This is a genomic window from Parapedobacter pyrenivorans (genome assembly GCF_014636865.1).
Lineage (GTDB): Bacteria > Bacteroidota > Bacteroidia > Sphingobacteriales > Sphingobacteriaceae > Parapedobacter > Parapedobacter pyrenivorans.
The window spans coordinates 2,328,765-2,351,834 of the sequence record NZ_BMER01000001.1 but is presented as its reverse complement, the minus strand read 5'-3'; the positions used below and the strand labels follow the sequence as shown (position 1 = coordinate 2,351,834).

At 47.9% G+C, this 23,070-nt stretch carries 15 protein-coding genes; 8 read left to right on the top strand and 7 right to left on the bottom strand.

What is annotated here, in order from left to right; all coding sequences use genetic code 11:
- Positions 1 to 303: 303 nt before the first annotated feature.
- The 4 genes from IEV98_RS09280 (at position 304) to IEV98_RS09265 (ending at position 4,749) form a co-directional block, all read left to right on the top strand.
- Positions 304 to 645 carry a hypothetical protein gene (locus tag IEV98_RS09280; protein WP_188505567.1) on the top strand — a complete coding sequence of 114 codons (342 nt, stop codon included), beginning with the start codon at positions 304 to 306 and terminating at the stop codon, positions 643 to 645.
- 159 nt (positions 646 to 804) lie between these two features.
- The gene (locus IEV98_RS09275; RefSeq protein WP_188505566.1) at positions 805 to 1,488 is read left to right on the top strand and encodes a response regulator; all 684 of its coding nucleotides are present in this window, start codon (positions 805 to 807) and stop codon (positions 1,486 to 1,488) included.
- Positions 1,489 to 1,577: 89 nt separating this feature from the next.
- Positions 1,578 to 3,320 carry an aspartate--tRNA ligase gene (gene aspS / locus IEV98_RS09270; RefSeq protein ID WP_188505565.1) on the top strand — a complete coding sequence of 581 codons (1,743 nt, stop codon included), beginning with the start codon at positions 1,578 to 1,580 and terminating at the stop codon, positions 3,318 to 3,320.
- A 52-nt stretch (positions 3,321 to 3,372) separates the two neighbouring features.
- The gene (locus IEV98_RS09265; RefSeq protein WP_188505564.1) at positions 3,373 to 4,749 is read left to right on the top strand and encodes a lactate utilization protein B; all 1,377 of its coding nucleotides are present in this window, start codon (positions 3,373 to 3,375) and stop codon (positions 4,747 to 4,749) included.
- Positions 4,750 to 4,753: 4 nt separating this feature from the next.
- Here the strand turns inward: IEV98_RS09265 and mgrA are convergent, their stop codons facing one another.
- On the bottom strand, positions 4,754 to 5,785 hold the full coding sequence (gene mgrA / locus IEV98_RS09260; RefSeq protein WP_188505563.1) for an L-glyceraldehyde 3-phosphate reductase: 1,032 nt from the start codon (positions 5,783 to 5,785) through the stop codon (positions 4,754 to 4,756).
- A gap of 80 nt (positions 5,786 to 5,865) precedes the next feature.
- Positions 5,866 to 6,867, bottom strand: a complete 1,002-nt coding sequence (gene tsaD, locus IEV98_RS09255; protein ID WP_188505562.1) for a tRNA (adenosine(37)-N6)-threonylcarbamoyltransferase complex transferase subunit TsaD — start codon at positions 6,865 to 6,867, stop codon at positions 5,866 to 5,868.
- 194 nt (positions 6,868 to 7,061) lie between these two features.
- On the opposite strand from tsaD, the gene IEV98_RS09250 reads away from it, so the two are divergent.
- From IEV98_RS09250 to IEV98_RS09240, 3 genes are all read left to right on the top strand, one after another.
- Positions 7,062 to 11,297 (top strand): translocation/assembly module TamB domain-containing protein, encoded by a 4,236-nt coding sequence (locus IEV98_RS09250; RefSeq protein ID WP_188505561.1) that lies wholly within the window; start codon positions 7,062 to 7,064, stop codon positions 11,295 to 11,297.
- A 126-nt stretch (positions 11,298 to 11,423) separates the two neighbouring features.
- Positions 11,424 to 11,705 (top strand): SPFH domain-containing protein, encoded by a 282-nt coding sequence (locus tag IEV98_RS09245; RefSeq protein ID WP_188505560.1) that lies wholly within the window; start codon positions 11,424 to 11,426, stop codon positions 11,703 to 11,705.
- Positions 11,706 to 11,815: 110 nt separating this feature from the next.
- Positions 11,816 to 13,027 (top strand): eCIS core domain-containing protein, encoded by a 1,212-nt coding sequence (locus IEV98_RS09240; RefSeq protein WP_188505559.1) that lies wholly within the window; start codon positions 11,816 to 11,818, stop codon positions 13,025 to 13,027.
- A gap of 95 nt (positions 13,028 to 13,122) precedes the next feature.
- Here the strand turns inward: IEV98_RS09240 and mnmE are convergent, their stop codons facing one another.
- Genes mnmE through IEV98_RS09215 form a run of 5 tightly spaced genes read right to left on the bottom strand, consistent with a single transcriptional unit; the run spans position 13,123 to position 21,782 of the window.
- A complete protein-coding gene (gene mnmE, locus IEV98_RS09235) occupies positions 13,123 to 14,484 on the bottom strand; it encodes a tRNA uridine-5-carboxymethylaminomethyl(34) synthesis GTPase MnmE (RefSeq protein ID WP_188505558.1) in 1,362 nt (453 codons plus the stop codon).
- 21 nt (positions 14,485 to 14,505) lie between these two features.
- Positions 14,506 to 15,774 (bottom strand): glucose-1-phosphate adenylyltransferase, encoded by a 1,269-nt coding sequence (locus tag IEV98_RS09230; RefSeq protein WP_188506185.1) that lies wholly within the window; start codon positions 15,772 to 15,774, stop codon positions 14,506 to 14,508.
- 6 nt (positions 15,775 to 15,780) lie between these two features.
- Positions 15,781 to 17,229 carry a glycogen synthase gene (locus tag IEV98_RS09225; protein ID WP_188505557.1) on the bottom strand — a complete coding sequence of 483 codons (1,449 nt, stop codon included), beginning with the start codon at positions 17,227 to 17,229 and terminating at the stop codon, positions 15,781 to 15,783.
- Positions 17,230 to 17,233: 4 nt separating this feature from the next.
- Positions 17,234 to 19,306, bottom strand: coding sequence for a 1,4-alpha-glucan branching protein GlgB (glgB, locus tag IEV98_RS09220; RefSeq protein ID WP_188505556.1), 2,073 nt, complete (start codon positions 19,304 to 19,306; stop codon positions 17,234 to 17,236).
- A gap of 19 nt (positions 19,307 to 19,325) precedes the next feature.
- The gene (locus IEV98_RS09215; RefSeq protein ID WP_188505555.1) at positions 19,326 to 21,782 is read right to left on the bottom strand and encodes a glycoside hydrolase family 31 protein; all 2,457 of its coding nucleotides are present in this window, start codon (positions 21,780 to 21,782) and stop codon (positions 19,326 to 19,328) included.
- Positions 21,783 to 22,213: 431 nt separating this feature from the next.
- On the opposite strand from IEV98_RS09215, the gene hisG reads away from it, so the two are divergent.
- The gene (gene hisG / locus IEV98_RS09210; RefSeq protein ID WP_188505554.1) at positions 22,214 to 23,065 is read left to right on the top strand and encodes an ATP phosphoribosyltransferase; all 852 of its coding nucleotides are present in this window, start codon (positions 22,214 to 22,216) and stop codon (positions 23,063 to 23,065) included.
- The last annotated feature ends 5 nt before the right edge of the window (positions 23,066 to 23,070 follow it).

Sequence of the window (23,070 nt, the reverse complement as noted above, 5' to 3'; positions counted from 1 at the left end):
AGGAATTTACTCCACTTTCTCCCACTTTCCCCCACAAAAAAGTTTTCCACATTCACTATTGACCGGATCCGATGACTGAGCTGCCGATCCCGTTGCTGCATACTGGCTTGTGGGGCGAGACTGGAACTTGTAGTGGAACAGCTACAAAATCAAAAAATACGAAAGGATTTGTCCGCTTTCAGCAGCTTTTATAGGCACCTTTGCAAGTATTGAATTATTACCTGTAATGCCAATATGAGTTTAACTGTGATCATAAAAGTGCTGCCTTTCATCTTATTACCGTTGTTATCATGCGATAAAAGCATGGAATTATTTCCTGAGCAGTGCGATTGTGATATTGAGACAATACGGGTATCGCAGCCCAGTTTAGTTACCTATCAGGTATCCACGCATGACCAAGCATCGGTATCGTCGATCACCTACCAAACAAGTGATGGCCCGGTGACCACGCATCACGCATCATTCCCTTTCAGTACAACCGTCCAACTGAAAAAAGGCGAAACCGTCGCACTCACCGCTAAAGGCGACCCGGGAAAAGGCAGCATCGTATTGACCTACGAAATCAAGGACAGTGAGCCGACGCCCAGTACGCTTGGTAGCAGTTTTTCAAAGGTTTGGATATCAAAAGATGGTTCCTGTCAATAACAAACTAAAAAATATCAAAACCAACCAACTGACTACAAGCGTATTACCGCCATGTAGATATATTCCTACAACGAATCCGGTGTCTCCGCGCTACTTTAGCTCCATCATTGCGGATTGTATTGAATTTGAACTAGGAGCCATCATAACGTTGCCACTCGGATGAAAAGGAAAAAAATACTTATTGTAGAAGATCAGCTCATCATTACGATGGATTTGGAGTACATGCTTGAGGAATTGGGCTATGAGGTCTGTGGAATTTGCACGAGCTATGAAGACGCTGTGTCGGCTATCAAAGCCAGCCATCCGGATCTGGTGTTAATCGATATCATCCTTTCCGGCCAAAAAACCGGCATAGACCTTGCCCACGAAATCAACCAGACGTATCGCGTTCCTTTCATTTTCCTCACATCGCATGCTGACCGCAGTACCATAGAAGCTGCCAAATCAACAAAACCTGCCGGATACATCGTCAAACCGTTCAATCGGAATGATGTGTATGCTTCTATCGAAATTGCTTTTAATCACGTAGAAACGCAAGAGGAAAGTCAAAGTATATTTTTACCCGACGGGAAACACAAGACCAAGATCGCGGTAGATGACATGATATATGCCCATGCCGAGGGCAATTACACCACGTTCATCACCACCAGCAAGAAAATCGTACTGCGCAAATGCCTCAAGGAGGTTTCCGAAACCATACTGAATAACAAAAAATTTATCCGGATACATAAATCCTATTTGATCAACAAGGATGCCATCCGGGCCCGTAGTGCGTCCAACATTCTGTTGAACAACGGCGAAAATGTTCCATTGGGCCGAGCGTATGTTGGTTCCTTATGCTAGGGACTAGGCCATTCAGAAAAATTCTCCTGCCACTGCCTGTAAGTTGTTCCAAAAAAACCGCTATTTTTGCCGCTTAACACGACAGAAAAATGCATAGGACACATACGTGCGGTGAGCTTACTATTTCGGATCTGGATAAAACGGTAGTATTGAGTGGGTGGGTTCAGAAATCCCGTGATCTGGGGGGAATGACATTCATCGATGTACGCGACCGGTACGGTGTAACCCAGTTGGTTTTCGATCCTGCTGACGATGAAACATTGCGGCTTCAGGCCCGAGCGCTTGGCCGGGAATACGTCATTAAAGTGACCGGACGGGTTATCGAACGAGAAAGCAAGAATACCAAATTGAGCACCGGGGATATCGAAATCAAGGTCTCGTCGCTCGACGTACTCAATGCAGCGAAGCTACCGCCATTTACCATCGAAGATGATACGGATGGCGGTGATGAACTGCGGATGAAGTACCGTTACCTGGATCTACGACGTAACCCGGTACGCAACAACCTGGTATTGCGGCACCGACTGGCGCAAGAAACCCGCAAATACCTAGATGCCCATCATTTCCTAGAAGTGGAAACCCCGGTATTGATCAAATCGACGCCCGAAGGCGCCCGTGATTTCGTCGTGCCGAGCCGCATGAATTCCGGCGAGTTCTATGCGTTGCCACAATCACCGCAGACTTTCAAGCAACTGCTGATGGTATCGGGATTCGACCGCTATTTCCAAATTGTCAAGTGCTTTCGCGATGAGGATTTACGGGCCGACCGTCAGCCCGAATTCACACAGATAGACTGTGAAATGGCTTTTGTTGAGCAAGAAGACATCATCCTCCTCTTTGAAGGGCTGATCACGCACCTGTTTAAGGTGATAAAGGGTGTTGATTTCGGTGCATTCCCCCGCATGTCTTACGACCAAGCCATGCGCCTGTATGGCTCAGACAAGCCCGACATCCGCTTCGGCATGTCGTTCGTGGAGCTTAATGACGTGCTTAAGGGGGCCGGATTTCCTGTATTTGACAATGCCGAACTGGTGGTAGGCTTCAATGCAAAAGCGTGTGCTCCTTATACGCGAAAACAGTTGGATGCCTTGACGGACTATGTGAGGCGGCCCCAAATCGGGGCTTCGGGACTCGTATACCTTCGCTATAACGAAGACGGGTCACTCAAATCATCGGTCGACAAATTCTATAGTGCCGAACAGCTTAGCCAATGGGCGCAAGCATTTGGCGCCCAGCCGGGCGACTTGCTGTTGGTGATGGCAGGTGATACGGACAAGGTACGTAAACAACTCAATGAACTTAGGCTTGAAGTCGCATCGCAACTGGGTTTGCGGGATAAGAACACCTATGCACCACTGTGGGTGACCGATTTTCCGCTACTGGAATGGGATGATGAGTCGGGCCGCTACCATGCCATGCACCACCCCTTCACTTCGCCGAAAACCGAAGACATTCCCTTGCTGGATGAGCAACCGGCCCGTGTACGCGCTAATGCTTATGATTTGGTGATCAACGGCACGGAAGTCGGTGGTGGTTCGATACGGATACACGATCGCGAATTGCAGTCGTTGATGTTCAAGCACCTTGGATTCACTCCGGAGGAAGCACAAAAGCAATTCGGTTTTCTGCTCGAAGCCTTCACCTATGGGGCTCCCCCCCACGGCGGTATTGCATTCGGTTTCGATCGGCTGGCTGCTATTTTTGCAGGGCTGGAAAGCATTCGGGATGTGATTGCGTTTCCTAAAAACAATGCGGGGAGAGATGTAATGATTGATTCACCATCGCTGATCGCTGATGAGCAATTAGCGGAGCTGGGCATAGCTATACGCTGAACGCCACAACAGTTCGACCATTTTTGCGTTATTATAGCATAACAAGCTGTATATGCCGTCTACACAAGAAGCCACTTTTCTGAAGGACAGCGCCGAAAAGGCGTTTGAACCGCGTCATCGGCAGATCATTAACTATAATATCGATAAGTACGATACAGCCGTTCAAGCGGGGCTACCCCGCTTCCAACATCTTGAAAATGCCAAACGCAAGGCCCACATTATCAAGTGGCGGGTAATGGAAAACCTCGATAAATTGCTGCCTGAATTCGAATCCAATTTCCTACGGAAAGGCGGCAAAGTCATCTGGGCGAACGATGCAGAAGAGGCCCGACAAGAAATCTGGAAGATTATCGAGCACGCAGATGCGAGAACGGTGGTCAAATCCAAATCGATGACGACCGAGGAAATCGAGTTAAACGAGTTTCTCGAAGGAAAGGGCGTAAAGACCGTAGAAACAGACTTGGGTGAGTATATCGTGCAGCTGCTGGGGCAAAAACCTTATCACATCGTGACACCGGCTATGCACCTGAGCCTTGCGGATATCGCCGCGCTTTTCCACCAGCATTTCGGCACCTCTCCGGATGCTACGGCCGAGGAGCTGACCTTGAAGGCCCGCGAGCTCCTACGCGATCAATATACGGCAGCGGATGTTGGCATTACCGGCGGCAATTTCCTTATCGCCGACACCGGGAGCGTTGCAATAACCGAAAATGAAGGCAACGCACGGCTAACAACCACGTTCCCAAAAATACATATTGCCATCGTCGGCATTGAAAAAATCGTTCCCTCGCTTGGTGACCTCGACCTGTTTTGGCCATTGTTGTCTACCCACGGTACAGGGCAGCGCCTTACCGTGTACAATAGCATCATCGGCCCCAAACAAGACCACGAGACTGACGGTCCGGAAGAAATGTACGTGGTATTGCTAGACAATGGCCGTACTGACCTGTTGGCCCAAAAAGATCAGCGTCAGGGCTTGTATTGCATCCGCTGCGGCGCATGCCTCAACGCATGCCCCATCTACAAGAATATCGGCGGACACACCTACAATACCACCTATAGCGGCCCAATCGGATCGCTGATTACGCCTCACTTGCAAGGCATGGAGGAATTCAAGCACCTGAGCTATGCTTCCAGCCTCTGTGGTAAATGCTCGGAAGTATGTCCGGTAAAGATCGATATCCACAAAATGTTACTGCTCAATCGGCGGGATGCGGTAAACAACAAGATTGTCACCCAAACCGAAAAACTGGTATGGAAAGGCTTTACCTTTGCAATTACAAGGCGTCGTGTTATCGATTTTTTTGGCGGTAAACTCAAAAATTTCCTACTGAAAGGCCTTTTCAGGAAAGCCTGGGGTAAACATCGCAACCTACCCCAAATTGCCCAGAAATCATTCAGCCAACAGTGGAAAGAACAACACAAGTAAGTATTTATTCCAGTTCAGCCGATTTCGCCCAAATATTGATCGCCGCTTCCTTGGCATAGTTGTCGATTTCAGCCAGCTCCGCTTCCGAAAAATCCAACTTATTGAGCGCCCCTACGCAATCCGTCACCTGCTCCGGCTTACTGGCACCAATTAATGCTGAAGTAACCCGTCCGCCCCGTAGTACCCACGCTATGGCCATTTGAGCAAGTGTTTGCCCCCGTTGCTGCGCAATCGTATGGAGTGCACGTATATTTGCCATGTTCTTTTCATTCAGAAATTCGGCGCGAAAAGATCCTCTCGTGTTTGCTCGGCTATCGGCGGGAATGCCATCCAAGTATTTATCGGTGAGCATGCCTTGTGCAAGCGGCGAAAAGACAATCGATCCAATGCCAGACTCATCCAATGTGTCGAGCAGACCATCGGTTTCAACCCAACGATTAAGTAACGAATAGCTCGGTTGATGAATCAGGCAAGGTGTCCCTAATTTTTCGAGAATGGCCACCGCTTCCTTTGTGCGCTTGGTATTGTAAGATGAAATACCAACATAAAGTGCCCGTCCGGATCGCACGATATGATCTAATGCCATCATGGTTTCTTCAAGAGGCGTAGCGGGGTCAAATCGGTGAGAATAGAAAATATCCACATAGTCGACACCCATTCTTTTTAAGCTTTGATCGCAACTCGCAATTAGGTACTTGCGGCTACCCCATTCGCCATAAGGCCCAGGCCACATTTCATAACCCGCTTTCGACGAAATCACCAATTCGTCGCGATGACCGGCAAAATCTGCTTTTAGTATGCGGCCGAAAGCCAATTCGGCACTTCCCGGGGGCGGGCCATAATTGTTAGCCAGGTCGAAGTGGGTAATGCCGAGGTCGAACGCCTGTCTGCAAATCAATTGCTTGGTATGGTGCGGCATATCGTCACCAAAATTATTCCAAAGGCCAAGGGATATTGCAGGAAGTCTCAGGCCACTACGGCCGCAGCGGTTGTAAACCATGTTTTTGTAACGATCGGGATTGGGTTTCCAGTTCATCGTGTTGTCATTTATCTGTCGCATTTAACTTTGGCCAATCGGACTCATTTGTTTTCCATTGACACCTTAATATCTCAACGTCATATACCATATCTCGCCATTGGTACCACATCCTGGCCAACGAAATCTTTGGATAGGTATTTGAAATACCCCGCGATAGCAATCATCGCCGCGTTGTCTGTACAATATTCGAAACGTGGAATAAACACGCGCCAGCCCTGTTTCTCGCCCAATGCCATCAGCTCGGCACGTAACCCCGAATTGGCAGATACTCCGCCGGCTATTGCGATCTGTGTGACTTTCGTTTCGCTAGCGGCGCGTTTGAGTTTATTGAGCAGGATGGAAATAATGCGCGATTGGACCGACGCACAGATGTCGTTGATATGCACCTGCAGGAAATCGGGTTGTTCACGCTGCTTTTGTTGCACAAAATATAGAATAGCTGTTTTCAATCCGCTAAAGCTGAAGTTGAGCCCAGGAACTTGCGGTTCGGGAAATGGAAACGCTTCGCCGTTTCCTTCTTGGGCATATCGATCGATCAACGGACCACCTGGATAAGGGAGACCGAGAATTTTCGCCGTTTTATCAAATGCCTCACCTGCGGCATCATCGAGTGTCTGTCCGAGCAGTTCCATCTCGAAGTAGTCTTTCACCAATACCAGCTGTGTATGTCCGCCGGAAACTGTAAGGCATAAAAATGGAAACCGGGGCATTGGCTCGTCGATAAAATGTGCAAGTATGTGGGCGTGCATGTGATTCACTTCAATAAGCGGGATGTGTCTGGCAAGTGCAAATGCTTTCGCAAACGAGGTTCCTACCAATAGTGACCCCAATAGTCCCGGGCCCCGCGTAAAGGCTACCGCATCTATGTCATTTTTATGTACTTTTGCCTCGCGAATCGCTTGCTCGACAGCAGGTATGATATGCTGTTGGTGAGCGCGCGATGCCAACTCGGGCACCACACCCCCGAATTTCTCGTGGATGGTTTGGTTCGCAATAATATTTGAACGGATGCTTCCGTCGATACAGACGGCGGCGGATGTTTCATCACATGAAGACTCGATGCCGAGAACAATGGACATGGATAGTTAATGTTGAGCAGTTAAATTAAGGCAAAAATATCAAAAAAATATTAAAAATATCGCTCTGGGCAGTTGTTGTATTCTTGCTTTTGCTAGCTGGGTTGGTTTATGGACTCCAATTCCGGTCGGTCCAAACTTACTTCGCAAAAAGGGCTGCTACTTACCTTTCCAACGAACTACACACTACAGTATCGTTGAAAGGCCTGTACTTCAAGCCATTTTCATCAGTGGTATTCGATGGACTCTATGTTGCCGATTTATCCGGTGATACGTTATTGTATGCCGATCGATTGGCGGCATCGCTAGATTTGTGGAAAATACGTGAAGGACGGATCATCATAAAGAAACTCGCGCTTTCCGATGGCTCTTTCTTTCTTAAACGCCGGACGAAAGGCAACAACCTTTCCTTTATTATTGACTATTTCCGCCCTGACGTCCCCTCGGACACACCGCTTAAAAAAAAGCGGATGACGCTTGACATGCGTTCGGTAGTGCTTTCCAACCTGTCATTCAGTTACCAACATACGGAAAGCCGGCCTACAGATGGAATTAACTTCCGGGATATCCAATTGAGGGCACTAAGTGGCAGTTTCACGGATATTGATTTCGATAACCATCTTTTCAAATCGTCCATCAAAGACCTCACATTTCGCGAGAAGAGCGGATTTCACCTTCGCGAATTGCAGGCATTGGCTGTGGTGGATACCCATAGCCTGGAACTGCAGGATCTCTATGTAGAGACCGATCGGAGCCGCTTGCGCGACTACCTTCGGCTTGAATACGCTGATTTTTCTGCGTTTGAGCGTTTTATGCAGGATGTTACGCTGGAGCTAAAGCTCAATCGCGCGCAGATCCACTCCACGGATATTGAATTTTTTGCTCCAGCGATGGCCACTTCCCGTTTCGATATTGCTTTGACCGGCTTGTTTACCGGAAAAATCAATAACATTGCCGCAAGGCGCGTAACGTTGCAACTAGGTAACAATACCCAGCTGGCGGGTAATTTTACCATCAGGGGCTTACCTGTCATCGATCAAACCATCTTCGACATGGGAATCAGCCGGCTGGCAACCAATAGTCGTGATATCGAATCGTCGGTTGCCGAACTAGGCAATTCACCCGGACTGCGGTTGCCTGTCCTATTTGAGCGGATGGGCGACCTCGTCTACCAGGGTACACTTCATGGAACGTACTACGATTTCGTGGCCAATGGTACGCTAGAGACCGCACTCGGGACGGCCAATACCGACATCAATCTGAATATCCGCGACGGCGGCCATTATTCGGGTCGGCTTTCCGCCGACGAATTTGATCTTGGCATGTTGCTGCAGCGACCACAGGTCGGTTACAGCGGATTCGATGTGGCTGTTGAGGGCAATGGTTTTGCGATTGATAATATCGACAGTAAAGTATCCGGCAAAGTGGGTTATCTTGACGTCAATCGTTACCGTTATACCGATATTGATGTGGAGGGCAAGTTTGCAGACATGCAATTTGCAGGTAATGTCACTATAGACGACCCCAATTTGCAGTTGGAATTCGATGGCGGCATCAACTTGAATCCGGATTGGCCGGAATACCGATTTGATGCGGTGGTTTCCTATGCACATCTGCATAACCTGCACCTGTATAGCAAATCTCCCGTCGTCTTAAGCGGCGCTACCATCGCCAGCAATTTCAATGGAAGTACGTTAAACAATATGCAGGGCAACATTGGCGTATATGATATCCGTTTTCAAATAGATTCCACCCAACATGCAGTAGATTCTTTGGTATTAGCAGCCTCAGGAAATGAAGAACATCGCGTACTTCAGCTAAGATCAGACCTAGCACAGGCCACCCTCAATGGTGAAGTTGATTTAACCACCTTGGGCAGCTATTTCAAATCGATAGCCATGCAATATGCCCCCTCCATGGGATTGGAGGTAGCGGGAACCGGAAAGCAGGCATTTGATGTTACGCTCGAAATCAAAAATTTCCGTCCCGTTGCGGCCCTGTTATCGCCCAAGCTTATCTTGCACGACGGTGCGTTGTTGAATGCGCGTTTTTCCTCGGCACACCAGACGGCCAATTTCAACTTTATTGTGCCGAAATTGTCGTACGGCCAAATCAATGTGGACCGATTAATCGTAGATGAATCGGCCAACGAAGATGCTTTGCGGCTCTTTATTACAGCCGACCGGGTAAGCGCGGCCGATAGTCTATATATCAACAATGTAAACCTTTCCAATACACTAGCGCGCGACAGCCTGCATTTCAACTTGAAGCTTTCCGATGTTACGGCGAGCAACCAACTGGACTTGAATGGATTGATGAGTTTTGAGAAAGGTGTACCGGCAAAGATACACCTGCTTCCCTCGGCCCTTATACTAAACAACGAACCCTGGCAACTGGATGAGGATGCTTTGTTTTATGTAAGTGACGGCAAGTTTGAAATACAGGGTCTCGAAATTTCGAACAACAAGCAAGTCGCGCAATTGGAGGGCATCATATCGGAAAGCATCGACGACAAAATTTCCCTTACATTTAAAAATTTCAATCTCAGCATATTCAACCCGATTACATTACCGACGGCTATTAAACTCGATGGCGTACTCAATGGGCGGATGGATGTATCGTCGGTTTTAAGAAACCCCTATGCAATCGCAGACATGGAAGCGACAGGCATACGCCTTAATCAGGCAGCCATTGGCAACGCATTGTTGCAAGCCGATTTTGATCGTGTCAGCGAATTGGTCAACGTAAAATTCGAAGTGATAAACCATGGCGTGAAAACCGTAGGCGCGACGGGTACTTACAATGCGAATACCGAGACCGACAAGCTCAATGTGCATGCGGAACTGAATAGAAGTGAGCTTCTCCTTTTACAGCCGTTGCTCGGCAGGCTGGTCTCCGACATTAGCGGAACGGTATCGGCTGATTTGCAGGTTACCGGTTCGCTTTTGACCCCACAGATTAATGGCCACTGCCGTTTGCACGATGCCGGATTTACCGTCAATTACCTCAAAACGCCATACCGAATAAACGACGAAGTCTCCCTGACAAACAGTGCCATCATCCTTAATGACCTGATCATTACCGATCCAAAAAACAACCGGGCAATTGCCCGCGGCAGCGTGGATATGCGTAACCCCTTGATCCCCGACATCGACGTGACCATCGATGCGACCAATTTTCTCGTGTTGAATACGACATTCCGAGATAACCCTTCCTATTACGGCACGGCCTATGGCACCGGTCGGTTTGCCTTCAATGGCCCCACAAATGCCATGATGATCAATATTCAGGCACGCACCGATGAAAATACACGTTTCCACATTCCGCTCAACGCTGTAGGTACAGTAAATGACAATGACTTCATCCGCTTTGTAAGCCACGACACATTGAATATAAAGCGGTCACTGTCGCGTCTTCTCAAGGGGCTGAGCATGAACATGGACCTCCAGATCACACCGGAAGCGGAGACCAGCCTCTACACCGATCTCGGGGAATTGACCGGCCGTGGTGAAGGCTTGCTGTCATTGCGCATTTCCAGTCTTGGCGATTTTGAGATGTTTGGCGACTACACGATCAACACCGGTAAGTTTACCTTTACCGCCCAAGATTTCATCAATAAGATATTTGATATCCACCAAGGCGGAACCATCCGGTGGTCTGGGCAGCCAACCGATGCCACCATTAACCTTATGGCGGTCTATGGGCAACGCACCAGCCTCGGTCCATTGTATAATGCTGCAGGGCGGGAAACGGTGGAACAACGGGTGTTAGCGCATGCGGTGATGAATCTGAACGGCAACCTCATGCGACCAGATATCACATTTGCATTGAACTTCCCTAATGACCCCTATATAAAGGACGAATTGCAAAGCTATCTCAGTGATGCCAATAATGTAAACCAACAGGCACTAAGTCTAATCGTGCGCCGCAGTTTCGTTCCGGGATCAGCCGTAGATTTCAGCCGAGAGTTGAATAATACATTGCTAAGTGCGGGTACAGAGCTAGCCTTCAACCAGCTGAATAACCTGATTACCCAATCATTGAACATCAAATTTGTCGACCTGAATATCCGTTCGCTCAATGATGCCAGTGCATCGTTACGCCTCTTCAATGACCGATTGATTTTTACAGGTGGTGTTACCGATAGGCGTAGCGTCAATGATCTCTATGTATTCAGCGACCGGATCGTCACCGATGCCGAATTGCAATACTTCATCCGCAAAGACGGCCGCTTGGTGTTGCGCGGATCCAATCGGTTGAACAGCCGCAATTTTTTACCGCTCACCATCAACGAAAACTATGTTAGCGCACTGGGCTTGGTTTATCGTCAGGAATTTTATACGTTTCAGGAATTTTTCCGGCGCTTGGTTACCATCCAACGCAAATCGGATGATGATGAAGCCAACCAGAAACACGAAGCAGCGGAAAATTGACCAACCTTGTAGTCACTTTATAGACATTACCTCCCGCACGCGTAGTCACTCCGTATACGCATCCGGCTAGCTATCCAACTGCATTGCCAGTACCTTTGGGAAGTTAGAAACCAATACGTATGCACTATGGGCAACGCAACATCTTTCCTGCCTTTTTTTGAAATCATCGAATGGGTGGAGCACCAACCGAACCTGATGATGTGGAAGATTCCCGATGGGGATAAAGAAATAAAAAACGGTGCCAAACTCGTCGTGCGGGAGAGCCAGGCAGCCATGCTGATGAACGAGGGTCAGGTAGCTGATGCTTTTCCGGCAGGCACGCACACGCTGCGTATGGAAAACATCCCCCTGTTATCAAGGCTGAAAGGCTGGAAATATGGATTTGAAAGCCCATTAAAGCAGATATGACTCGTTGGTAAACCTCGTAAAAATAGAAAAATCGGTGGGATAATATTAAACCTAAAATTTATATATTTGAATGAGTTATAGAGTCTCCCCTATCTAAAACGACTACATCTATGAATACTTACGTCAGCAGAACAGCCAAGCATGCCACAACGGGTCATGCCAATGGAACTATCCAAAAGAAAGGCGCTCCCGATTTGCATAGCCAGTTTGTGGACAACCGACCTGAATCCATCACTCAGCGGAAATACAGGGAAGCTGCAAGTGGCAGCTCGCAAGCACAGCAAATTGCGCAGTTTCAGGCAATATCTGATCGTCATTCCAATCAGCAACCCCACCCAATCCAACAAAGGGAAAATAAAACCGGGCTGCCCGATGATCTCAAAAATGGAATTGAAAACCTATCAGGTCTTGCCATGGACGATGTGAAGGTACATTTCAATTCCCATAAACCAGCACAGCTCCAAGCATTCGCATACGCCCAAGGCACGGATATCCATGTTGCCCCCGGACAGGAAAAACACCTGCCACACGAAGCATGGCACGTCGTACAGCAAAAACAAGGTCGGGTAAGACCCACCATGCAGATGAAAGGCGGCATAAAGGTAAACGATGACGGAAAGTTAGAGAAAGAGGCGGATGAGATGGGAGCTCAGGCATTGCATCATTTGCCCATACAGGCCAAAGCAGCCCAGTGTAACAGCATCCGCCCAATACATGCGGGTGCAGCGGTTGCTCAATTGGCGACGAACCTGAGGTTTGACAATAAGGTTACCGGAAAGAGCGAGATTACCGCCACCCAACACAACCGGTCCGGTGTTCACCTAACCGCACTGAATTGGGTATTTGATCATGGTGCATGGAAGCAAGTGCCCGGAAACAGTGTCTGCAATCATAGTAGAGATTATAACAATATCGCCCAAACGATTTTGGACGCAATCCATGATGAAGAGCTAACCGACGCTGCCGATACGGTCAATGACATATATGAATCACTTCAAGGGAACGGAATGGGCATTGGAACACCAACATCATCGCATAAAAATCGGATGGACGATGTCATTGCCAACCCGGGCAACGTTGTCAATGTTGACAATATAATAGACACCTTCAACTATTATATTTACAAAATTTGCGACTATCCTAGGAACTTATTCTTTTGGCCGAATCGGACAGGCGGAACAGCAGATGAGCCTGTAGGCGCTCATAAGCCTGGGGGAGACTGGAAAGCGAACAATAAGATCATCAGTGATAATAGGCGCCTCAATCGTGAAAAGAAACGGCTAGCGGATGCTCGCGATGATATTAACACAGCGCTTCCATGAGTAGCATTTTTTTACCTATTCCTTATAGCATTTCAACCAACAACAAGTAATCCATCAATGGATGGACATTGCTGACCATGTAGTACCTGAGCATGCTACTTCCCGATGCAAAACTTACTGAAGATATTGTCCAGCAAGTCATCCGTGGAGACACTGCCGGTGATTTCGCCTAAGTGATGTAGCGCCTGCCGGATATCCAATGCCAGAAAATCGGACGTAATCGGATTATCGATTCCATCAAGTACCTTCCTGAGCGATTCATTGGTCTTTTGGAGGGCTTCTACATGCCGGACATTAGTGACCAGCACATCATCGCCATTGAGGTTGTGGAGGTTTACCTTACGAAGTAGTTCCTCTTTCAACTCCTCCACACCTACGTTACTTTTGGCGGAGATAAACAAAGGCTCGATGATAGCCAACGTATCGCGATGCGCTTGGGTGAGCAAATCATTCTTATTGACCACCACCACATACGGGATGCCTGATTGGGCTACCTCTTTTATCTGTGCCCGGACTTCATCTATATCATCCTGTTGCGGGTCGGCCAGGTAGATAATCAAGCGGGCTTGACGCATCTTTTCACGGGTACGTGCTACTCCCTTCGCTTCGATGATATCTTGGGTATCACGGATCCCTGCCGTATCGATAAACCTGAAGGTGATGCCATTGATATTGATTTCATCCTCGATGGTATCACGGGTAGTGCCGGCAATATCTGAAACGATAGCCCGCTCTTCATTGAGCAGCGTGTTGAGCAGCGTAGATTTGCCAACGTTCGGCTTGCCGGCAATGACGACAGGCACGCCATTTTTCAGCACATTGCCTTGCTCGAACGACGAAACTAATTTACCGATTACAGCCCTGATTTCGACGACCAGGGATTTTAGCTGCTCCCGGTTGGCAAATTCAACGTCCTCTTCCGAAAAATCCAATTCGAGTTCGATGAGCGAGGCGAAGTGAATGAGCTGCTCACGTAGTTCCGTTAATATGCTGGAAAAGCCCCCACGCATCTGCTGCATAGCCACCAGATGGGAGGCAGCAGAATTGGACGCGATGAGATCGGCCACCGCTTCCGCCTGTGAGAGATCCATCTTACCATTAAGAAATGCACGTAATGTAAACTCGCCCGGTTGAGCTGCACGTGCTCCGCCCCGAATTAACAAATGGATCACCCGCTCAATGATGTATCGCGAATTATGTGTGGATAGCTCGACGACGTTTTCGCCCGTATAGGAATTCGGGCCAACGAACACGGATACCAACACCTCATCCAACACGTCATCGCCATCACGGATGGTTCCGAAATGGATGGTATGGGACTGCTGATGGGATAAATCCTTCCCATTGAAAACTTTGTTGACAATCGCTATCGCGTCTGTACCCGATACCCTGATGACCGCGATAGCGCCATTTCCGGTCGCGGTAGCCAACGCTACAATTGCATCATGATGAGCCATGCGGGCAAAGATACGGATTAGCTATCCAATCACCGTACCACTGGGCACCACTGCTCGTTTTTTGATCACCACAATACCATCACGGATCATATGCGTATCAAAATCACCATCTTCCAGGTGTGTACCACCTGTAATGCGGACGTTACTGCCGATGCAACAGCTCTTATCGAGAATGGCGTTTTCGATGTAGCAATTTTCCCCTACCCCTGCCAATGGGACGCCTTGTTCATTTGCCGCTTTTATTTCGTCCAACGTCTGGTAGAAGTCAGTACCCATCATGTAGGTCGTTTTGATCACTGTGCCGGCTCCTACACGTGAGCGCACACCGATAACCGATCGTTCTATCCGCTCGGCGGCGACGATGCATCCATCTGCAAGGACAACCTTATCCAATGTGGTCCCCGATACTTTGGATGGTGGTAGCATACGGCCACGCGTGAATATGGTGTACCGATCAAAGAGATTGAACTTAGGGATATCGTCTGTGAGGCCGATATTGGCTTCAAAAAAAGAATCTATAGTACCGATATCGGTCCAGTATCCCCGATATTCGTAGCTATGCACATGATGCTTACCGATGGAATCGGGGATCAGCTCTTTGCCAAAATCCATGCCCTGATGTTCCGCAAGCATACTCGATAACACACCCTTGTTAAACACATAAATACCCATGGATGCCAGGTATACCTTTCCTTCTGCCTTCATTTCGTCACTTACTTCCGATTCCCAGCCTGCCAGGAGGTCTGTGGTTGGTTTTTCTGTGAAGGCCGTGATATTGCCTGCCTCATCGGACTTGAGTATGCCGAATGATGTTGCGTCTTTGGCATTCACCGGAATGGTGGCGATGGATATCTCCGCGTCCGATTCGATATGGTGCTCAATCATTTCCTGAAAGTCAATTTGGTAAAGTTGGTCGCCGGAAAGAATAAGCAGATGGTCGTAGTCATGGTTTGCCAGATAGCGCTGCATATGCCGTACAGCATCCGCTGTACCTTGGTACCACTTTTCGCCCTCGTTTGTTTGTTCGGCAGCCAGTATATCCACGAATCCCTTGCTGAATACGCTGAAATTGTATGTGTTTTTGATGTGTGAATTTAAGGACGCTGAATTATACTGCGTTAAGACATAAATCCGGTTATACCCCGAATTGAGGCAGTTGGAAATCGGAATGTCTACAAGCCGGTATTTACCGGCTATGGGAACCGCTGGCTTGGAGCGTTGGAGTGTCAATGGATAAAGGCGTGTGCCCTTTCCTCCTCCCAATACGACGGAAATTACATTGTGTTTGATCATAATTTATTCGGTTATATTTTGATAAAGCGCTATATATTTATCGGCAGACTTATCCCACGAAAAATCGATTTTCATTAATTGCTTGCGCAATTGCTGCATCCGTTGTTTATTTCTGTACAGCTCCAACGCGCGGTATATCGCAAATACTGCATCGGCCGCACTGGCATGGACAAAGGTAATACCGTACCCATCAGGCTCACTGATATCATGCACCGTATCTTTGAGCCCTCCCGTACTCCGCACAATGGGAAGCGTACCGTATTGCATGGAGTACAGCTGGTTGAGCCCGCAGGGCTCTACCCTGGATGGCATGATTAAGAAATCTGCCGCGGCGTATATTCGATGTGCCAGCTCTTCCTGATAACCGATATAGATCCCTAGTTTCCCCGGATATTTTTCTGCCAGGTAGGTCATAGTAGTCTGCACCTGTAGGTCGCCAGATCCTAAAACCATTACTGATAATTGAACAGTATTGTCAGCAAAAATGTTTTCTATTATTTCCGGTAGCAGGTCGGCGCCTTTTTCACCCGCAAAGCGGCCGATGTATGCCAGGAGGGGTTTAGAAGCATCCAAACCATAGGTGTCGCTCAGGTATGCCTTATTTCTCATTTTGCCAGCTTGTACATCGCTTGCACGGTAATTTTGGATGAGCATGGTATCCTGCTCTGGATTCCAGACTGCCGTATCAATCCCATTGACTATGCCTATACTCTTGGCTCGCTCCATATTGAAGAGCTGTTCCAAACCATTGGCCTGTGTCATCAATTCCTGGAGATAACCCTCCGACACCGTCGTAAACACGGTGGCACACTTGATCAGTGCGGCCAATGGATTGATGGTTTTATCCCAATCCAATAATCCCCATTTCCAGGTATCGAAAGCCGGCAGCAGAATAGCCTTGTTCCAATCCATCCATCCTTGGTATTGCCCATTATGCACTGTAGCCACCGTGGGTACGTCTTTCAATGCAGCAAACCGCTCACTGTGATACATCAGAAAAGGGATAAGCCCAGTATGGTGGTCGTGGCAATGCACAACATCCGGTATGATACCGGCTTGCGTAATCCAATGCAAAAAGCCATGCTGGAATGCCATGAATTGTTCGCTTTCATCGGAATAGCCATACGGATCCTCGCGATCCAACAGCCCGGGTATGTGGATAAGGTACAGTCCGAAGCCCAGTACATTGCTTTTTTCCTTGAGCACCTTCATCTCCAATGGCCTTGACCCTTGGAGGAACGATCCCGTGTAAATTACATCAAAATCATGCGCCTTCACGAAAGGCTTGTTATACCACGGCATCACTACCCAAGCACGTAATCCGGCTTGTTGCAAATATTTGGGCAATGCACCAACGACATCTCCGAGGCCACCCACCTTGGCAACGGGATAACATTCTGCACTTAAATGGATGATGTGCTGGGCGCTATCGTTTACGTTCTTCTTGGCCATCACCTTAGTTGTTGTTAATGGGATTCTTTTTGGTTGTACGCCGTTTGCTCGGCAATGCTGTCACGTTTGCTGGTTTTACAGGCTTCTTTTTCTCTTGGCTAGCTTCGCTTACATTCTTCAGTGGCTTTTTCTCACTTTGCAACACCTTATTCCGAATGGGTTGCTTTTCTGGATTGCGCTTAAGGACTAGCCCTGCCAACGGTGGCAGCGTAAACTTGGCCGACCATTCCCTATTCATCCAACGGATCGGTTCGGCCTGCACCGAAGGTTGTTGGGCGTCGCTGCCACAATAAACATGATCATCCGAATTCAACAAAACTGTCCACTCACCTTGTGCGGGTAATCCACATCGGTAGGAATAACGCACCACAGGTGTCAGGTTTAGGATGATAAACAGGTCGTCTTCCCGCCTAATGCCCTTCCTTACATAGGCTAGTACCGAATTGGGCGCATCGCCTTCTTCAATCCATTCAAATCCCTCGGCGCTAAAACTATATTCATAAAGCGCGGGTTCATTTCGGTATAAATAGTTGAGCGATTTGATGAGTTCGAAAACACCGCGATGCGGTTCGTATTGCATCAGGTGCCAATCCAATGATTGGTTGTGGTTCCATTCGGACGTCTGACCGAATTCGCAACCCATAAACAGCAGCTTGGTACCCGGATGGGTATACATATACAGGTATAACGTTCGTAGGTTGGCGAATCGCTGCCATTCATCGCCCGGCATTTTCTGTACCATTGATCCTTTTCCGTGCACCACCTCATCGTGAGAGATCGGCAACATAAAATTTTCGTGGAACGCGTATAGCATGCTAAATGTCACCTGCCCATGATGGTGCTGGCGGAATAACGGATCCCGGCCGAAATAGGCCAATGTATCGTGCATCCATCCCATCATCCATTTCATACCGAAGCCTAGCCCCCCACCATAAACGGGTCGGCTCACTCCGGGCCAGGAAGTGGATTCTTCGGCGATCGTCTGCACGTCGGGGAAATATCCATATACCGCCTCGTTCAATTCCTTCAAGAAGCCTACGGCCTGCAGGTTCTCCCGGCCACCATATTCGTTGGGAATCCACTCCCCTTCGTTGCGCGAATAATCGAGATACAACATGGAAGCGACGGCATCGACCCGCAGCCCATCGACATGGTACCGTTCCAACCAGAATATCGCGTTGCTGATCAGAAATGATCGCACTTCATTACGCCCGTAATTGAAAATATACGAGCTCCAGTCGGGGTGGTAGCCTAAACGTGGATCCTCATGTTCGTATAAGTGTGTACCATCAAACCGATGAAGTCCGTGTGCATCTCCCGGAAAGTGGGATGGCACCCAATCGAGCACCACACCGATACCGTTGCGGTGCAACTGCTCAATGAAATACATTAAATCCTGGGGAGACCCATAGCGCGATGAGGCGGCAAAATAACCCGTTAGCTGATAGCCCCATGATGGGTAGTAGGGATGCTCCATTATAGGAAGCAGTTCTACATGTGTAAAGCCGGCTTCTATGATGTAAGGTATCAGCTTATCGGCTATATCACGATAGTTAAGCAGCTTTTCCGGATTATCAGGGTCGCGTATCCACGACCCCAGATGCATTTCGTAGACCGCTATAGGCTTGTTGAGCCCGTTATGTTCATGCCTTACTTGCATCCAATCTTCATCGTCCCATTCGTACCAAGTGGTAGATACGACGGAAGCGGTTTTAGGAGGCTGTTCGCATTGTAGTGCAAAGGGATCCCCTTTCTCCGACATTTCACCCTGGTAAGACCGGATATGGTACTTATATAATTCGCCTACCCCAATACCGGGGACAAACCCTTCCCAGATACCCGATCCATCCCATCGAACAAGCAAGGTATGCGAGTAGGGATTCCAGCCATTAAAATTACCAATAACCGAAACCGAATCCGCATTGGGCGCCCAGACAGCGAAATATGTACCAGCATTACCATTATGCAAAAGCGCATGTGAACCAAACTTTTCATAAAGCTTGTGATGCTTACCAGCGCGGAAGAGGCTTACATCAAAATCCGTGAATAACGAGTATATTTCTACTGAACGTTGCATAACGATGGATTTAAACTGGCTAAGTAATAGCAATACTCCTGAAATCCTTGGACACTTTTACGATATACCGCGCCCGGCCATCCTGTTCGAAGGCCACCGGTTTGTCGTCTACAATTACCCGCTTCACCTGGAAGGGTAGGCCAATGAGATGAAGGTCGTACGTATCGTATTTTTCGGAATACAACCCATCCACATATTGCGTGATGTCCATCCCACTAGGCGTGCCCTTTACCGCGAACTTTTTCTCTAAATAAATATGTTGTTCATAGGCAAACGTATCACCGTGGTCTTCATAGCTATATGAATTTACTTTCTGGTTTGTATGATAAACCAACAACTTCAGCGATTCGATCTGCTTTTCATGGACGTATTGCATTACCGGATATTCCGGTAAAACCGTACCCGCTTTGATGAACATCGGCATCTTATCCATCGGTGTCTCCATGTTGTGTTCCTTTCCGCCTTCGAAGTAGGTATCATCCCAATAGTAGTACCAATCGCCAACTGGCAAGTATACCATTTTGTGATCTTGACCGGGGTTTAGCACCGGCGACACCAATATCTTATCACCGAAACAAAACTCTTCTTCCCGTTGGATATTACTTTCCAGGTGTTGCTCCATCATCGTCACCGGCCGGAGGATGGGAAACCCATATTTGGTGTGCTCCCAAAACACTGAATAGATATAAGGCAGCAATTTATACCGCAACTCGATGAATTTGCGGTTGAGCGCTTCATGTTCGGGACCGAAGCTCCAAGGTTCGCGTTCGGCCGTATCACCTGCCGAATGCGCTCTCATGAAAGGCGAAAAAACGCCAAATTGCATCCACCGCGTGAAAAGTTCGGCGTCCGGCTCCCCACTGAATCCACCGATATCTGTACCACAGAATGGCATACCCGATACGGACAGTCGTTGGAGCTGCAATGCACCAATACGCAAGTGCTCCCAGGTGGCCACGTTATCACCGGTCCAAACCGATGCATAGCGTTGCGTGCCGGCGTAGGCAGCGCGGGTGATCGTAAAGGGCCGCTTTTTCGGGGATAACTTTTTAAGTCCGTCATAAGTGGCGCGTACCATCTGCATACCATACACATTGTGCGCCTTACGATGTGAGCCTCGATGGCCATCGAAATTGTGTCGTACATCATTTGGGAATGTGCCGCGGCCGAACACCGCCGGTTCGTTCATATCGTTCCACACGCCTGCTACGCCCGCTTCTAGCAATTCCTTGTATAAGCCACCCCACCATTCCCGCACTTGTTTGTTGGTAAAATCGGGGAATTGACAACGGCCCGGCCACACGTATCCTTCCATGAAATAGTCGTCGCCACGGCGGCAGAAGTAATGGTTTTTCTTCCCTTCTTTGAATACCCAATAATTTTCATCCACTTTGATGCCTGGATCGATCATCACCACCGTACGGAATCCATCGTCAGCCAATTCCTTGATCATTTTTTTCGGATCGGGAAAATAATGTTTATTCCATGTAAAGCAGCGGTATCCATCCATATAATCGATGTCGAGATAAATCGCATCGCAGGGGATATTTCGCTCCCTGAAATTTTTAGCAAGATCCCGCACCTTGCTTTCAGGATAATAGCTCCACCGGCATTGGTGGAAGCCCAGCGCCCATAGTGGTGGTAAGTAATGCGTGCCGGTAATGCTGTGGTAACGCTTCACCACATCCATCATGTGCGGACCATGGATATAATAATATTGTAGCTCGCCACCTTCTGACCAAAAGCTCGTTTGGTCTTGGGCCTCTGCGGCAAAGTCAAAATATGTTTTGAATGTATTGTCGAAAAATATGCCATATGCATTGCCATCGTGCAAGCCGATGTAAAATGGGACGCTCTTATAAAGCGGATCTTGGTTGAACTGGAACGAATAAGTGTCCGAATTCCAATTGGTAAAGCGCCTTCCACGTAGATTGAGGTGCGTGGGCTTGTCACCCAATCCATAGAACGCCTCGCTGGATAAGGCCAATTTCGTACTGTATACGTAGTAACCACCGAAATCGGGATTCTCTTCCCAATGCATGGGTGAGTGATCCTTGTTGTACACCTTGCCTTCACGATCCTCAAAGGATATCAAAAAATCCGCTTTGTTAATCACACAAGTAACGGTATTCGTCATCACCCGATAGGTATGCTCGTTTTCTTCAAAGTTATACAGGGCCACATGTTGATCCGTTTGTGGCACTGCGTAAGAAAAATCTTCCAGGAACTGCCCGCTCGGAGCCAGTCGTACACGTATAATTTCGTCGCTGACCACCTTAATCTCCACGCCTGCACTGCCATCGGTAAAATAATAATTGTTATTTTCCTGATGAAACCCGATGGCCGGGCCGAGGTAATTCTTGACAATTTCCGGCAAATCCAAGACGGGGTTATTCACGTGGTGAATCCCTTCTTCCAATAGCTGGGCCGTGTTGCCTGTATCTGTTTCCTGTTGTTTAGTTAAATCCTTCGCCATAAATTATCGCCTCATATTTTTAGCCAATGTACATTTTTTAAGAAATTAAAACAATTTATCACGTCATAAATTAACCAAATCCAACCAACATATTAGTTATCAATCCCTTGACTAGAACTAGCTTTTAGATCGTTTGGATAAAAATTTGCATAGGCGGTATTTACCTTATATATTTGCGCGCTAACTTCATGGATTATTAATGAAAAACATGCAGATTGCTTTCATCCATCCGTTCATACACCTCCATCATCGCCATTGCGGCGATGTATAATCTGTGTGTTTCTACGTGAAGCAATTTGTAACCCTGATGTTTTTAGTCATAAATTAATAATTTAAAATTCGTTGAAAGCTGCTCGAGCTACCGCTCAAAAAGAAAATGAAAACCCGCTCCTGCAAGCTACAACGTCGCTCAAAGACAATTGATCCAATAAATGAAAAATCTGAAAATAGCCATCCAAAAATCCGGCAGGCTCAACGAGAAATCCGTACAGTTGTTGAAGAACTGCGGTCTGAACTTTGAAAACTATAAAAGCTCGTTGATCACCACTGTTTCCAATTTTCCGCTGGAAATCCTTTTTCTCCGTGATGACGATATCCCGGAGTATGTACAAGATGGCATCGCCGACCTCGGTATTGTAGGCGAAAATGTGATTGTGGAAACCGAGGCCAACGTTCGCTACCTCCAACGGCTCGGATTTGGAAAATGCAGCCTCAAAATCGCAGTACCCAGTCACAGTGACGCTAAAGAACCAGCCGACCTAAATGGGAAGGCCATTGCCACTTCCTATCCGACCATTCTCAAAAAATTCCTCGATGAGCAAAGCATAACCGCTGATATCCGCATCATCTCCGGGTCGGTTGAGATTTCGCCGGCATTGGAACTCAGTGATGCCATTTTTGATATTGTATCCACGGGCGGCACTTTGCGTAGCAATGGGCTGGTACCTTTTGCCGATGTGATGACCTCCGAGGCCATTCTGATCGGCAAAAATGGCATCGAAAACAATCCGGTGGTATGTGAACTGATCCAGCGTATCCAATCCGTGCTACGTGCTGCCGAAACCAAATATGTGGTATTGAACGTGGAACGCAGTAGCCTTGCAGACATCATCACATTGCTTCCTGGTGTCAAAAGCCCTACCATCGTGCCCCTGGCCGAGGAAAATTGGGTAGCCGTACATACGGTGATCGCTGAACAGGATTTTTGGGACAAGATCAACAAGCTGAAGGCTGCTGGCGCACAAGGCATTGTAGTTATGCCGGTCGAAAAAATCATCATTTAAGGCAT

Excerpts from the sequence above, each read along its gene's own strand:
- glgB (WP_188505556.1), bottom strand. The coding sequence starts at position 19,306 with ATGCAACGTTCAGTAGAAATATACTCGTTATTCACGGATTTTGATGTA.
- hisG (WP_188505554.1), top strand. The coding sequence starts at position 22,214 with ATGAAAAATCTGAAAATAGCCATCCAAAAATCCGGCAGGCTCAACGAG.
- mnmE (WP_188505558.1), bottom strand. The coding sequence starts at position 14,484 with ATGGCTCATCATGATGCAATTGTAGCGTTGGCTACCGCGACCGGAAAT.
- aspS (WP_188505565.1), top strand. The coding sequence starts at position 1,578 with ATGCATAGGACACATACGTGCGGTGAGCTTACTATTTCGGATCTGGAT.
- IEV98_RS09275 (WP_188505566.1), top strand. The coding sequence starts at position 805 with ATGAAAAGGAAAAAAATACTTATTGTAGAAGATCAGCTCATCATTACG.
- mgrA (WP_188505563.1), bottom strand. The coding sequence starts at position 5,785 with ATGAACTGGAAACCCAATCCCGATCGTTACAAAAACATGGTTTACAAC.
- IEV98_RS09265 (WP_188505564.1), top strand. The coding sequence starts at position 3,373 with ATGCCGTCTACACAAGAAGCCACTTTTCTGAAGGACAGCGCCGAAAAG.
- IEV98_RS09240 (WP_188505559.1), top strand. The coding sequence starts at position 11,816 with ATGAATACTTACGTCAGCAGAACAGCCAAGCATGCCACAACGGGTCAT.
- tsaD (WP_188505562.1), bottom strand. The coding sequence starts at position 6,867 with ATGTCCATTGTTCTCGGCATCGAGTCTTCATGTGATGAAACATCCGCC.
- IEV98_RS09245 (WP_188505560.1), top strand. The coding sequence starts at position 11,424 with ATGGGCAACGCAACATCTTTCCTGCCTTTTTTTGAAATCATCGAATGG.
- IEV98_RS09225 (WP_188505557.1), bottom strand. The coding sequence starts at position 17,229 with ATGGCCAAGAAGAACGTAAACGATAGCGCCCAGCACATCATCCATTTA.
- IEV98_RS09215 (WP_188505555.1), bottom strand. The coding sequence starts at position 21,782 with ATGGCGAAGGATTTAACTAAACAACAGGAAACAGATACAGGCAACACG.
- IEV98_RS09280 (WP_188505567.1), top strand. The coding sequence starts at position 304 with ATGGAATTATTTCCTGAGCAGTGCGATTGTGATATTGAGACAATACGG.